Origin of the sequence: Gluconacetobacter sacchari (assembly GCF_014174255.1) — a bacterium.
Classification (GTDB): Bacteria; Pseudomonadota; Alphaproteobacteria; order Acetobacterales; family Acetobacteraceae; genus Gluconacetobacter; species Gluconacetobacter sacchari.
The window spans coordinates 35,091-47,318 of the sequence record NZ_JABEQJ010000036.1 but is presented as its reverse complement, the minus strand read 5'-3'; the positions used below and the strand labels follow the sequence as shown (position 1 = coordinate 47,318).

Below are 12,228 nucleotides of genomic sequence, written 5' to 3'. Positions count from 1 at the left end.
ATCCGCCGCACGCAAACCAGCACGACGAACCGCACGAAAGGGAGAGCCGTCGCGCGTATACAAGCTCGCAATCCCGTTGGTCGCACCAAACAGTGGGGCCGTGGACAGACGATCCGCCGGGCTCGCCCAGCGATGATCGACGGACGATCGTAAAGTCCAACGGCACGACACATGGATCCAGCCCATCCAGGATCGCTTTCACGGCGGCCTCTCCTTTCTGCATGAAAGGCTGGCGAACCGTTGCCAATCCATGGATCGCGGCCTCCGGAATATCGTCGAATCCCGTCATCACGATATCCGTTCCAAGACGGATCGCCCGCTCCTTCAACAGCGACAGCGCACCGATCGCGAGGCGATCGCTCATTGCCGCGATGGCTGTGGGCCGTTCCCCACTGCGCGCCAGAATCGCTTCGGCAGCCGCCCTCCCGGCGGCTTCCGAACTTTCGCTCGCCTCCCAGACCGGAACGGCCTCTGGCGCAATCCCGACCTCTGCGAACGCCGCCATGAAACCGGCCGGTCTCAGGCGCGACGTGCTCGACTGCATGCCAGCGATCCGCTCCTGAGTCATGAACCCGCACCTGCCGCTCCGATCGCCACGCAAAGCGATGACGGCAACCCTCCTGTGGCCGCGCTGCACGATTTCCCGCGCAATTTCATACGCCGCGCGGCGGTCATCAATACACACCAGCGCCACATCCCGAGGCTGCGGCTGATCTATGATGACAAGCGGAACCTGACGTTGCCGCGCGATGGTGACGACATCATCGCAACCCGAAAGCGCATGCAGGATGATCCCGTCCACCGCGGCATGAGACAACACATTCATGACCGGCTGCTGCGGCCCGGCGCCCTCGCCATTCACCTTGGCCGACAGGATCAGAAGGGCGACGCCGCGCTGTTCGCATGCCACGGCCACACCCTGAAGCACCGCCAGCACGGCGGGGTCTGGTCAAATCGCTGTCACCCACCGCGCATATCTTCGACCTGGGCGACAAGCCGGGCCCACTGGACCGCCGCGGCGCAACCTACCAGAACTGGAACACCGATTCCTATACCTTCCAGGAACGCCAGGATCCGCTCTACAAGGATATTCCGTTCTTTCTGATTTATGATTCCGGTCACGCGTCGGGCGTGTTCATGGACAATACCTGGCGCTCGACCTTCGATTTCGGGGTTGATGACGCACGGCAAATGTCCTTCGGTAACGCGCATGCAGGAACCATGGGTGGACGGTTCGGCCCAGGAAGCCATCAGACGGCGATATATCGAAGCGCGCTACCGAATGCTGCCCTAATCTACGCCCTATATCTACACGGTGGCCGAAACGCAGTCGCGCGCCGGAATACCGATGATGCGGCCATTATTCCTGGAATTCCCGAATGCCGCAAACGGGTTCGCGCTGGACCTACAGGCGCCGGGCGAATTCATGTGGGGCCCTGACCTGCTGGTCGCGCCGCCGCAATTCCTGGAACAGACGGACAATGACGCCGTCATGCTGCCGCCCGGAGCGTGGTACGATTACTGGAGCGCCCGCAAGGATCGACCGGGCCCCTGCGGGCGACCTCCGGCAGGTATCTACCTTCGTTATGACCCGACCGCCCATGCGCTGCATTTTACGCTGACGACGCCGGGTGAGGCGCAGGTCGCCATTCCTCTCCGACCATAAAGGGCCGGCCGTAAAGGGAAAGACATGCAGGCCCTGGGTGACTGCGAAGAAGCGTCGCTGACGTCATCGCAGTCACGGGCGGACACACACCGTCCGCCGCGATGATCTACCCCGCCGGGGCGGCGAGTGCCTTGCTCTCCACCTTGTCGCCGACGACGATGCCCAGCTTTTCGGTTATGCCGCCCTGCAATTCCAGCGTCGCGCGCGCCGGGCCATGGCTGCTGATCCGCGCCAGGCTCTGCGGCACGGCATTTTCGGCAATCGCGGTAATCCGGCCATCCTCGCCGATAAAGACGATGTCCAGCGATACCAGCGTATTTTCCATCCACATGTCGCTCTGCTGCGGATAGGGCCAGACGAACAGCATGCCGCGATCGGCGGGTACCGAGGTACGGAACATCTCGCCCACGCGCTGCTGGCGCGGGGTGGTGGCCAGCTCGACGGAGAAGACGTGCTTCACCCCTTTCGCGCTCTCGATCGTCAAAGCCTCGCGCGGCAGTTCGGCCTGCGCCTTGGTCGGGGTATCGTCTTCCGCCCGGGCCGCGGCCGCCATGTGCCCCCCGGCCAGCATCAGGACCAGGCCGCACGCGGCGGCGCATTTGCGCATATCCCACATCATCCAGTGTTCTTTCTTCAATTCGCCGACGGTGTCAGCGCAGGAACGGGTTGGAACGACGCTCGGCGCCGATCGTGGTCATATCGCCATGACCAGGCAGGATCGTCACGTCGTCACCCAGCGGCAGGAGACGATCGGTGATCGCCTGAAGGAGCTGCGGGCCATTGCCATAAGGAAAATCGGTGCGCCCGACCGAGCCGCGAAACAACGTATCGCCCACGAAGGCAAAGCGTGCCTTGGGGTCGTGGAACACCACATGACCGGGCGTATGGCCGGGAACATGCAGCACCGCGAGCGACCGGCCCAGGAGCGGCAGGACGTCGCCATCGGTCACGTAGCGGTCCACCGTCACGTCGCCCATGCCCGTCAGCCCGTAGCGCGCGGCCTGCGCCGCGATATCGGACAGCAGGAACGCATCGCGCGCATCGGGCCCGATGATCGGCACCGTCCCGCCCTGAAGACGCACCAGCTCGGCGCGCAGCGCATCCGCCCCGCCCGCGTGATCCAGATGGCCATGCGTCAGCAGGATGCACTCCACCGTCAGGTCGCGCGCCGCGAGCGCGTGCAGCAAGACGGGCACGTCGCCACCCGGATCGACCACCACCGCGTGGCGCGTGGCCGGGTCCCACAGGATCGAACAATTCTGCCCGAAAGCGGTCACCGGCACGATGGCCAGTTCCAGGCCGGCCAGATCCGGAACGGATGGCAACGACATAATGACGACTCCTCGGCTCACGCGCCACGAAGGCGGGTCCGCGACCGGCTTTTCCGCCGGCGGTCCGGACAGGGTTCCGCTGTGTACGAGCCGGCAGCCGGCGGAGCAAGACCACCCTGCCCTGCGGCAGGCGCCGCTGGCCTGTCTATATCCGCACTGATAGAGTGCCGGGATGATGTCGCAGCCCCTCCTTCATGATCCGCTGGACCTGGCCCTTTCCTGGGCCGGGGACGGGCAGCCGGCGGCCCTGGCGACCGTCATCGCCACCTGGGGCAGTTCCCCCCGGCCGGCGGGCAGCATGATGGCGGTCGGTGGCGGCGGACGGATCGAAGGATCGGTCAGCGGCGGATGCGTCGAGGCGTCGGTCTTCGATGCCGCGATGACCGCGATGCAGGACGGCCGGCACAGGCTGCTGTCCTATGGCGTGACGTCGGACCTGGCCTGGTCGGTCGGCCTGGCCTGCGGTGGCGAGTTGGACGTGCTGGTGCAATCGGTCGGACCAGGCGGCACCCTGCCGCTGGCCACCCTGCGCGCGGCGACGGACCTGCGGCGGCGGCGGAAGCCGGCGCTGCTGGCGACACGCCTGTCCGACATGCACCATGTCCTGGTCGCGCGCACCGACGGGAACGATCTGGCGGACCAGGCCGGCGGCCCGATCGATCCGCGCCTGGCTCCGCTCCTGGAGCAGGCGCTGCGCGACGGGCGGAGCCGCCGCGTCACGGGCCCGGATGACGAAGCCTGGTTCCTGCACCTGCTGACGGCGCCCCATCGGCTGCTGATCGTCGGCGCGGTGCATATCGCGCAGGTGCTGGCGCCGCTGGCGGCGACGATGGGCTTCGCGGTCACCGTGATCGACCCGCGAACGCAACTGGCCACGCCGGACCGCTTTCCCGGCATCACGCTGGTCACCGAATGGCCGGACGAGGCGCTGGAAACCCTGGCCATCGACACCCATACCGCGATCGTCACCCTGACGCACGACGCCAAGCTGGACGATCCGACCCTGCGGACGGCGCTGGGCAGCCCGGCCTTTTATATCGGGGCGCTGGGGTCACGCAGAACGCAGGCATCGCGGCTGGACCGGCTGGCGGCGGCCGGCTTCGGCCCCGACAGGACGGCTCGGATCCACGGGCCGGTCGGGCTGGCGATCGGCGCGGTCGGCGCGCCCGAGATCGCCCTGTCGATCCTGGCCGAAATCGTGGCGGTCCGCCGCGACGCGCCGCTGGGCCGCCACCCCGGCTGGACCTGAACCGGATGACGGCCGCCATCGCCGCCCTGGTACTGGCGGCCGGCCGGTCGTCGCGGTCGGCCCCGCGCCACAAGCTGCTGGCCGCCGACGCAACCGGCACGCCGATGGTCGCGCGCACCCTGCGCGCGCTGTGCGCCAGCACGGTCGAACGCGTCGTGGTCGTGCTGGGTCATCGCGCGGCCGACCTGCGGGCCGCGATCGACGCCCATGCACCCTATGCCCGGCCGATCGAGGTGACGATCGCGGCCGACCATGCGGCGGGCCTGTCGGCCAGCCTGCGCGCGGGCCTGCGCGCGATCGGCGACCCGGCGCCCGGCGGCGTGCTGGTCTGCCTGGGCGACATGCCGACCCTGAACCCCCTGCTGGTCGCCCGGCTGATCGCCCGCCATCGGCAGGACAATCCACCGGCCACGATTCCCTGCCACGGCGGCCGCCAGGGCCACCCGGTCCTGTGGGACCGGACGATGATCCCGCACCTGATGGCCCTGGAGGGCGACCGGGGCGGCGGCGCGCTGATTCGCGCGCTGGGCCCGCGCGCGGCGATCGTGGCGGCCGACGAGACGATCCACGAGGATTTCGACACGCCCGACCGGCTGGACAGGTTTGCCGCCTCGTCCCCCGCCGAGGGCGGTTGACCGCCCCGGGCCGGGTGTCGGAGAAGGGCAGGCGCGGCCCGGTGGCCGCCAACATGAAGGACTGGCCCCAATGAGCAAGATCATCCGCACGGAACCGAATGCGATCCTGTCCAAGGTCGTGGAATATCACGGTTTCCTGTTTACCCAGGGCTTCGTCGCGCGCGACCTGACGGGCGACGTCTCCGCCCAGACGCGCGACATCCTGGAGCAGATCGACGAAGCGCTGGAACTGCACGGCACCGACAAGACCCGCCTGTTGCAGGCGCAGATCTGGCTGAAGGACATCGCCGACCGCGACGCCCTGAACGTCCTGTGGTCCGCGTGGCTGCCGAAGGACGGCGCGCCGGCCCGCGCCTGCGTCCAGGCCACGATGGCCAGCCCGCAGGTGCTGGTCGAGATCATGCTGATCTGCACCAAGTAAGTCCGCGACCGCCTCACGGGAACGGGACCCGCCGGCCATGCCGGATGTCGCTTTTCTGCAACGGGTCCCGATTCCCCTTCCTCCCCCGATCGCCCCGGACCTTCCGTCCACCCCAATCCGCCCAATTCTCATTTTTCATTGAAAAACCGTGACCTGGCCATTTCGATAAGGAATATATTCCTATTTTCGAGATTCAGGCAGGCAGTTTTTTGAAAATGTCATCGAACGAGCCGGAGAAATGCGGCAGCGGCTTGTCAGGGTTGCAGCCTGGTTGCTACCCCTGTCCGGGCAACGACAGTGCGTATGAGGTCTGGGCGTATGAGGGCTGGTGGCTTGGGACGTGCGTTCCTCTTTTCCGTAGCAGCGGCGTCCTTGGGCCTCGTCTTCTCCTCACATGCGGATGCCCGCCGGACGGTGCGTCACACCGCGCATCAGGCCCCTATCGTCCACGCCGCCTATGCGGTCCATCCCGTTTCGGCCGTGCGCCATGGCCACCACGTCGCCTTCCGCCACGGCCGGCATTACGAGGGCGGCCATGTGATCCAGTGCGTGGCGTTCGCCAAGTCGGCCTCCAACGTGATGCTGCGCGGCAACGCCGCCAACTGGTGGTACAATGCCGCCGGCGTCTATGCCCGCGGCGCGGCGCCCGAATCCGGCAGCATCCTGAATTTCCGCGCCAACCGGCGCATGCCGCTGGGTCATGTCGCGGTCGTCCGCCAGGTTGTCGACAGCCGCACCATCGTCATCGACCAGTCGCACTGGGCCCAGCGGGGCATCAGCCGCAATGTCGCCGTGATCGACGTCTCGCCCAACAATGACTGGACGGCGGTGCGCGTCGCGCTGAACAAGAGCGGCGCCTATGGCAGCATCTATCCGACCTACGGGTTCATCTATGCCCGTCCGGACGGCAGCGGGCAGATCATGACCGCCAGCAGCGAGCGTTCGATCCCGCGGACCATCAACGACGCGCCGAGCGACCTGCGCCACCCGATGCATACGACCGAGGTCGCCGAGGCCCCCGAGAGCCTGCCCCGCGTCATCTACGGCCACGCCTTCCGCGAAGACGCTCCGAACCGCGCCATCCGCTAAGCCGCTCCGCACCAAAAGCCTGCCTTAGAAGGTGGGCTGATGTGCAGCCGTTCCGCGTGGCGACAGCCCGACCGGCGCCTGGCTTCAAACCTCACATGCGAAAAGCCTGCTTGAAAATGCGGGCTGGTGAGCAAGAGTGCCGCGCAGCGGCACACCCGTCGTGTGTTTCCGAGCACCGAAGCGGAACGGCCTCAATGGCCGTGAGCATCGGAGCGCAGGAAACGCGCGTCGGATCGCCGCCAGCCCGCATTCACAAGCAGGCTTTTTCAGGGGCGTCCGGCGCGGTGATAGGGATGCCCCGAGGCGATCGCCCGCGCACGGTATAATTGCTCCGCCAGCAGCCCCCGCACCAGCATGTGGGGCCAGGTCATGGGCCCCAGCGACAATGTATCGTCGGCCCGGGCCAGAACCGGCCCATCCAGCCCCTCCGCTCCGCCGATCAGGAAACAGACCGGCCGCGACAGGCCCAGCCAGCGCTCGACATGCCGGGCGAAATCCAGGCTGGCATGGGCGCGCCCCCCTTCGTCCATGGCCACGACGAACGCCCGTTCAGGCAGGGCGGACAGCAGGGCCTGCCCCTCGCGACGCTTGATTTCCGCCGCCGCCCCCCTGCCCTCGGCCACCTCGACCATCTCCAGCCGGGGCGTCAGCCGGTCGGCATAACGCTGGAACAGGTCGCGCTCCACCCGGTCCTTCATGCGCCCGACCGCGATCAGCCGCATCACCGGACCGCGTTCCTACTCGGCTTCCCGCGCCCCGCCGGGCGGCACGTCCAGATCGGCCCCCCACATGCGTTCCAGGCCGTACTGGGCCCGGGCATCGGTCTTGAACAGATGAACGACGATATCGCCGGCATCGATCAGCACCCAGTCGGAGCCGTTCGCCCCCTCGATCAGCACCCGCTTCAGCCCCGCTTCGCCCAGCTTGCGCTCCAGATGAGAGGCCATGGCCGAGATCTGCCGGTCGGCGATACCGGTGGCGATCACCATCCGGTCGGCGAACGAGGCGCGCCCCGTCAGGTCCAGCACCACGATATCCTCGCCCTTGTCGTCGGCCAGGCTCTCGGTGATGACGGTCAGATATTTTTCCAGCTTGCTGATTTCGGCCGGTTCACGGTTCACGGCCTTGCCGGGGCCGGCGACGGCGGCCTTCTTGCGGGGCGTGCCCGGTGCCCGCGCGGCACCCGGCACCACGGCCAGTCCGGCCGGCGTCTTTCTGCCGGTCGTGCCGGCTGTCTTCTTGGGTGCCGTGCGACGAGTGGTACCCGTATCGGCCGGAGGCTTCCTGGCGATGACTGTTACTCCTGCTTCATCCTGTGCGGGATCACCTTGCCGCGCCATCGCACGTTTCAACGCGGTGGCACGCAATTCCGTTGCTGATATACCGGTCTGCGGAGCAGGAAGAAAGGCCCAGGCGCACGGCGCGCGATCGGCCAGGATCGACGCCTGCCGCGCCGGACGCCGCCAGCGGGCGAGCGCCAGCGCCGCCTGCCCCCGCAGCGCCGCCGGATTGTACGGCGGCCGGGGCAGCACCGCGAACGGCACCATCGAGACCAGATGCCGCCAGCGCCGCCAGCGCGTCAGTTCCGCCAGCCCGTCCGCCCCCATCAACCAGACGAATTCCACATTGGGAAACCGCCGCCGCAGCAGCGCCAGCGTATCGACCGTATAGCGTGTGCCCAGATGACGCTCGATATCGGTGGCGATGATGCGCCGCCCGTCGACCCGGGCCGCCACCGCCGCCAGCCGCTCCGCGAGCGGCGCCATCCCCCGGGCCGGTTTCAGCGGATTGCCCGGCGAGACCATCAGCCAGACCTGATCCAGCCGCAGCAGCCGCAACGCCCGCCGCGCCAGATGCAGATGCCCGGCATGAACCGGATTGAACGATCCCCCCAGCAGGCCGACCCGGATACGGCGGCCATCTCCCCAGACCGGAAGCGCTGTCATGGTCAGGGGCGAATCTGCCCCGTCCCCACGACTTCGTAGCGAAAGGTCGTCAACTGCTCCAGCCCGACCGGCCCCCGGGCATGGAAACGCCCGGTAGCGATGCCGATTTCCGCCCCGAAGCCGAATTCCCCGCCATCGCAGAACTGGGTCGAGGCATTCCACATCACCACCGCACTGTCGGTACCGTTCAGGAACCGCGCGGCAACCTGTGCATCCTCGGTCACGATCGCCTCGGTATGCGCGCTGCCGAACCGCGCGATATGGGCCAGCGCGTCCTCCACGCCGTCAACGACGGCGATCGACAGGACCGCATCCAGCCATTCGGTGGCGAAATCGGCCTCGCTGGCCGGCGGCAGGTCCGGCAGGATCGCCCGGGCCCGCGCATCCGCCCGAAAGGCGCAGCCCTTCGCCGCCAGGTCGGCGACGATGCCCGGCAGCAGGGCGGGCGCCACCGCGGCGTCGATCAGCAGCGTCTCCGTCGCGCCGCAGATCCCGGTCCGGCGCATCTTGGCATTGGCCACCAGCGCCCGCGCCATGTCGGGATCGGCGGCCTCATGAACATAGGTGTGGCACAACCCCTCGGCATGCGAGAGAACAGGCACGCGCGCCTCGCGCTGCACACGCTCGACCAGCGACTTGCCGCCACGGGGAATGATCAGGTCGATCAGCCCCGCCGCCCCCAGCATATCCGCCACATGGCGCCGGTCGGCATCCGGCGCGATCTGCACCGCCGCCTCCGGCAGGCCGGCGGCGCGCAGCCCGGCCGCCATCGCGCCATGGATCGCCCGCGCGCTGCGCAGGCTCTCCGACCCGCCGCGCAGGATCACCGCATTGCCCGACTTGATGCACAGGCCCGCCGCATCGGCCCCGACATTGGGGCGGCTTTCATAGATCATGCCGATCACGCCCACCGGCGTTGCCACCCGGCTGATCCGCAGCCCGTTGGGCCGGGTCCATTCCGCCAGCACCCGCCCGACCGGATCGGGCAGCTTCGCCACATCTTCCAGACCCGCCGCCATCGCCTCGACCCGCGCCGGGGTCAGGGTCAGCCGATCGCGGAACGACGCCGTCGCGGTGGAGGCGGCAAGATCAAGCGCATTCGCCGCCAGGATCGCATCCTGCCGGTCCCGCAGGGCCCGCGCCGCATGGCACAGGGCGGCATTGCGGGTCTCGGACGAACTCTGCGCCAGGACCCGGGCGGCGGCACGGGCCCGCGCGGCCAGTTCCGGCATGGCCGGGACCCACTGGCCCTCTGCTTCCATGACGGACGTGACTGCGTTCATAGCCGGCCTCCCTGCCTCGATATGCGAACCGATTTTCCGTTCTTTTTTGAAAAAAAGAACCAAAAAACTTTAATTCGGTCAGGAGCCTTGTGCGCGGCACATAAGACGCCCCCGACCGGATCAAAGTCTTTTTGCTTCTTTTTCTTCAGAAAAAGAAGCAGACGCCCCTACACGTTGAAGCGGAACAGCAGGACATCCCCATCCTGCACGACATAGTCGCGGCCTTCGATCCGCAGCTTGCCCGCCTCCTTGGCCCCGGCCTCGCCCTGGTAGCGGACGTAATCCTCATAAGCCACGGTCTCGCAGGCAATGAACCCGCGCTCGAAATCATTATGGATCACGGCGGCGGCCTGCGGCGCGCGCGTGCCGGCCGTGATCGTCCAGGCACGGGTTTCCTTCGGGCCGACGGTGAAATAGGTCCGCAGCCCCAGCAGCCGGTAGCCGGCGGCGATCACCCGGTCCAGCCCGCTATCGGCCAGCCCCAGCCCTTCCAGGAACTCCTTGCGGTCCTCGGCACCCAACTGGCTGACCTCGGCCTCGATCGCCGCCGAGACGACGACGGAGGCCGCACCCTCGGCCTCGGCGCGGGCTCGCACGCGCTCGGAGAAATCATTGCCGGTGGCGGCCGAGGCCTCCTCGACATTGCAGACATACAGGACCGGCTTGCTGGTCATCAGTTGCAGGCGGCGCACGGCCTCTTCCTGCCCGGCCGGAATCGCGGTGCGCGCCGGCTGCCCCTCGCGCAGGGCGGCGATCAGCGGCTCCATCAGCGCGACCTGGGCGGCGGCCTCGCGGTCATTGCCCTTGGCCTTCTTCTGGAGGGCGACGATCCGCTTTTCCAGCGAGTCCAGGTCGGCCAGCATCAGCTCGGTCTCGATGATCTCGGCATCGCGGATCGGATCGACGGCGCCTTCGACATGCGTGATGTCGTCATCCTCGAAACAGCGCAGCACATGGATGATGGCATCGACCTCGCGGATATTGGCCAGGAACTGGTTGCCCAGCCCCTCGCCGCGCGAGGCCCCGCGCACCAGGCCGGCGATATCGACGAATTCCAGGCTGGTCGGCAGGATCTTCTGCGACTTGCCGATCGCCGCCAGCGCCTCCAGGCGCGGATCGGGCACCGCCACCCGGCCGACATTCGGCTCGATGGTGCAGAAGGGATAATTCGCGGCCTGGGCCGAAGCCGTCTCGGTCAGGGCGTTGAACAGGGTGGACTTGCCGACATTCGGCAGGCCCACGATACCGCAATTGAAGCCCATCAGCCCTTCTCCCCGGCCAGCATGGCCATCCTGGTCATGAACAGTTCGGGCTGCCCGTCCGCAAGGGCGGGCGCCGTGTCGGACAGGCCGTCGAGCATCGGCTCCAGCCAGTCCAGGTCGCTTTTCGAGAAATCACCCAGCACATGGCCCGTCACGCGCTCGCGCACGCCGGGATGGCCGATACCCAGGCGCACCCGCCAGTAATCCTGGCCGCCCAGCATCCTGTCCATCGACCGCAGGCCGTTATGCCCCGCCGCCCCGCCACCGCGCTTGACCCGCACCTTGCCGGGCGCCAGGTCCAGCTCGTCGTGGAAGGCGGTGATGGAGCCGATGGGAATCTTGTAGAACGAAGCCGCCTGCTGAACGCTTTCGCCCGAAAGATTCATGTAGGTCATGGGCTTGAGCAGCAGCACCTTGTGCGTGCCCACCCGCCCTTCGGCGATTTCGCCGCGAAAGCGTTTCCGCCATGGCGCGAAGCCATGGCGGGACGCGATGCGGTCGACGGCCATGAAGCCGACATTATGCCGATGCCGGCTCATGCCCGGCTCAGGATTACCGAGCCCGGTCCAGAGCAGCATGGCGTCTTCCCCGTCGTCCGGCCGTGGCGACCGGTCTTACTTCTTCGCCGCGGCCTTGCCCGGAGCCGCCTTGGCGGCCGGAGCCGCGGCTTCCGCCGGGGCGGTGTCGTCGACGCTGGGCGCCGCGACGGTGGCGATGACGAAGTTCGGGATCTGCAGGACCGGCGTCACGTCCGCCGTACCCTGGAGATCGTCCCAGCGCACGTTGTCGTGGATGTCGAGCTGCGACAGATCGACGGTGAACGACGAGGGGATGTTCGCCGGATCGACGCTGACTTCCACGCTGTGGCGGACGATGTTCAGCACGCCGCCGCGCTTGATGCCCGGGGACTTGTCTTCACCGGTGAAGAGGATGCGCACCTCGACATGCACGCGCTCGCCGGCCGCCAGACGCTGGAAATCGACATGGACCGGGTTGTCGGTCACCGGATGGAGCTGGATTTCGCGCATCAGCGCGGTGGACGACACGCCATCGACGGCGATGTCGTACACGCGCGAACGCCAGCCGCCCTTGTGCATCTCGCGCGCCACCAGGCGGGGGTCCAGCGCGATCAGCGTGGGTTCCTGCTTCGCGCCATAGATCACGGCCGGCACCTGACCGGCCCGCCTCGTCGCGCGCGCTGCCCCCTTACCAGCCTTCGCGCGCGAAGAAGCCTCGAGTTTCGTAAATTGGGTCACTGTACTGCTCCTGAAAACCTGTCACGCAGGCCTCCAGGGGTGCCCGCGCGTGGGGGCGTGTAACGGAAAAGCCGGACCGAGGCAAATATT

At 67.6% G+C, this 12,228-nt stretch carries 15 protein-coding genes and 1 pseudogene; 6 read left to right on the top strand and 10 right to left on the bottom strand.

Translation table 11 applies throughout. The annotated features are described in order from the left end of the window. Positions 1-937 (bottom strand): substrate-binding domain-containing protein (locus HLH48_RS19775; RefSeq protein WP_408871473.1); only part of this gene is annotated, 937 nt, incomplete at its 3' end. Between HLH48_RS19775 and HLH48_RS23835 the strand changes: the two genes are divergently transcribed. Together HLH48_RS23835 and HLH48_RS23000 are read left to right on the top strand one after the other, a co-directional pair. Then, the gene (locus tag HLH48_RS23835; protein ID WP_220795215.1) at positions 904-1,440 is read left to right on the top strand and encodes a hypothetical protein; all 537 of its coding nucleotides are present in this window, start codon (positions 904-906) and stop codon (positions 1,438-1,440) included. The genes HLH48_RS19775 and HLH48_RS23835 overlap by 34 nt on opposite strands. Beyond that, complete coding sequence (locus tag HLH48_RS23000; protein WP_220795217.1) at positions 1,349-1,666, top strand: TIM-barrel domain-containing protein; 318 nt, start codon at positions 1,349-1,351, stop codon at positions 1,664-1,666. The genes HLH48_RS23835 and HLH48_RS23000 overlap by 92 nt, the downstream gene beginning before the upstream one ends. 106 nt (positions 1,667-1,772) lie before the next feature. On the opposite strand, the gene HLH48_RS19760 is transcribed toward HLH48_RS23000, so the two are convergent. Together HLH48_RS19760 and HLH48_RS19755 are read right to left on the bottom strand one after the other, a co-directional pair. Continuing rightward, positions 1,773-2,237, bottom strand: coding sequence for a DUF192 domain-containing protein (locus HLH48_RS19760; RefSeq protein WP_246387575.1), 465 nt, complete (start codon positions 2,235-2,237; stop codon positions 1,773-1,775). Between the two features lie 79 nt (positions 2,238-2,316). After that, entirely contained in the window at positions 2,317-2,997 is a 681-nt protein-coding gene (locus HLH48_RS19755) for an MBL fold metallo-hydrolase (RefSeq protein WP_272502289.1), read from the bottom strand. Between the two features lie 175 nt (positions 2,998-3,172). Here HLH48_RS19755 and HLH48_RS19750 point away from each other — a divergent pair, with 175 nt between their 5' ends. The 4 genes from HLH48_RS19750 to HLH48_RS19735 all read left to right on the top strand — a co-directional run bounded on the left by HLH48_RS19750 (position 3,173) and on the right by HLH48_RS19735 (position 6,391). After that, the gene (locus tag HLH48_RS19750) at positions 3,173-4,246 is read left to right on the top strand and encodes an XdhC family protein (protein WP_182999199.1); all 1,074 of its coding nucleotides are present in this window, start codon (positions 3,173-3,175) and stop codon (positions 4,244-4,246) included. Positions 4,247-4,251: 5 nt separating this feature from the next. After that, positions 4,252-4,881 (top strand): nucleotidyltransferase family protein, encoded by a 630-nt coding sequence (locus tag HLH48_RS19745; protein ID WP_182999191.1) that lies wholly within the window; start codon positions 4,252-4,254, stop codon positions 4,879-4,881. A 70-nt stretch (positions 4,882-4,951) separates the two neighbouring features. Beyond that, a complete protein-coding gene (locus tag HLH48_RS19740) occupies positions 4,952-5,302 on the top strand; it encodes a RidA family protein (protein ID WP_182999190.1) in 351 nt (116 codons plus the stop codon). Between the two features lie 303 nt (positions 5,303-5,605). After that, positions 5,606-6,391 carry a CHAP domain-containing protein gene (locus HLH48_RS19735; RefSeq protein WP_373320188.1) on the top strand — a complete coding sequence of 262 codons (786 nt, stop codon included), beginning with the start codon at positions 5,606-5,608 and terminating at the stop codon, positions 6,389-6,391. A gap of 266 nt (positions 6,392-6,657) precedes the next feature. Here the strand turns inward: HLH48_RS19735 and HLH48_RS19730 are convergent, their stop codons facing one another. The 7 genes and pseudogenes from HLH48_RS19730 to HLH48_RS19700 all read right to left on the bottom strand — a co-directional run bounded on the left by HLH48_RS19730 (position 6,658) and on the right by HLH48_RS19700 (position 12,138). Next, on the bottom strand, positions 6,658-7,113 hold the full coding sequence (locus HLH48_RS19730) for a 23S rRNA (pseudouridine(1915)-N(3))-methyltransferase RlmH (protein ID WP_182999198.1): 456 nt from the start codon (positions 7,111-7,113) through the stop codon (positions 6,658-6,660). A gap of 15 nt (positions 7,114-7,128) precedes the next feature. Continuing rightward, complete coding sequence (gene rsfS / locus HLH48_RS19725; protein ID WP_264812371.1) at positions 7,129-7,581, bottom strand: ribosome silencing factor; 453 nt, start codon at positions 7,579-7,581, stop codon at positions 7,129-7,131. 138 nt (positions 7,582-7,719) lie between these two features. Then, positions 7,720-8,337 (bottom strand): annotated as a pseudogene (locus HLH48_RS19720) (nicotinate-nucleotide adenylyltransferase); the annotation flags it as partial. Between the two features lie 2 nt (positions 8,338-8,339). Continuing rightward, complete coding sequence (locus tag HLH48_RS19715) at positions 8,340-9,599, bottom strand: glutamate-5-semialdehyde dehydrogenase (RefSeq protein ID WP_373320189.1); 1,260 nt, start codon at positions 9,597-9,599, stop codon at positions 8,340-8,342. Positions 9,600-9,787: 188 nt separating this feature from the next. Continuing rightward, complete coding sequence (gene ychF, locus HLH48_RS19710) at positions 9,788-10,882, bottom strand: redox-regulated ATPase YchF (protein WP_182999187.1); 1,095 nt, start codon at positions 10,880-10,882, stop codon at positions 9,788-9,790. Then, positions 10,882-11,460 carry an aminoacyl-tRNA hydrolase gene (gene pth, locus HLH48_RS19705; RefSeq protein ID WP_182999186.1) on the bottom strand — a complete coding sequence of 193 codons (579 nt, stop codon included), beginning with the start codon at positions 11,458-11,460 and terminating at the stop codon, positions 10,882-10,884. The genes ychF and pth overlap by 1 nt, the downstream gene beginning before the upstream one ends. A gap of 36 nt (positions 11,461-11,496) precedes the next feature. Further along, the gene (locus tag HLH48_RS19700; protein WP_182999185.1) at positions 11,497-12,138 is read right to left on the bottom strand and encodes a 50S ribosomal protein L25/general stress protein Ctc; all 642 of its coding nucleotides are present in this window, start codon (positions 12,136-12,138) and stop codon (positions 11,497-11,499) included. Positions 12,139-12,228: the final 90 nt, after the last annotated feature.

Coding starts and splice junctions, on each gene's coding strand:
- HLH48_RS23835 (WP_220795215.1), top strand. CDS start 904: ATGCCACGGCCACACCCTGAAGCACCGCCAGCACGGCGGGGTCTGGTC.
- HLH48_RS23000 (WP_220795217.1), top strand. CDS start 1,349: ATGATGCGGCCATTATTCCTGGAATTCCCGAATGCCGCAAACGGGTTC.
- HLH48_RS19760 (WP_246387575.1), bottom strand. CDS start 2,237: ATGCTGGCCGGGGGGCACATGGCGGCCGCGGCCCGGGCGGAAGACGAT.
- HLH48_RS19755 (WP_272502289.1), bottom strand. CDS start 2,997: ATGTCGTTGCCATCCGTTCCGGATCTGGCCGGCCTGGAACTGGCCATC.
- HLH48_RS19750 (WP_182999199.1), top strand. CDS start 3,173: ATGTCGCAGCCCCTCCTTCATGATCCGCTGGACCTGGCCCTTTCCTGG.
- HLH48_RS19745 (WP_182999191.1), top strand. CDS start 4,252: ATGACGGCCGCCATCGCCGCCCTGGTACTGGCGGCCGGCCGGTCGTCG.
- HLH48_RS19740 (WP_182999190.1), top strand. CDS start 4,952: ATGAGCAAGATCATCCGCACGGAACCGAATGCGATCCTGTCCAAGGTC.
- HLH48_RS19735 (WP_373320188.1), top strand. CDS start 5,606: ATGAGGTCTGGGCGTATGAGGGCTGGTGGCTTGGGACGTGCGTTCCTC.
- HLH48_RS19730 (WP_182999198.1), bottom strand. CDS start 7,113: ATGCGGCTGATCGCGGTCGGGCGCATGAAGGACCGGGTGGAGCGCGAC.
- HLH48_RS19715 (WP_373320189.1), bottom strand. CDS start 9,599: ATGGAAGCAGAGGGCCAGTGGGTCCCGGCCATGCCGGAACTGGCCGCG.
- ychF (WP_182999187.1), bottom strand. CDS start 10,882: ATGGGCTTCAATTGCGGTATCGTGGGCCTGCCGAATGTCGGCAAGTCC.
- pth (WP_182999186.1), bottom strand. CDS start 11,460: ATGCTGCTCTGGACCGGGCTCGGTAATCCTGAGCCGGGCATGAGCCGG.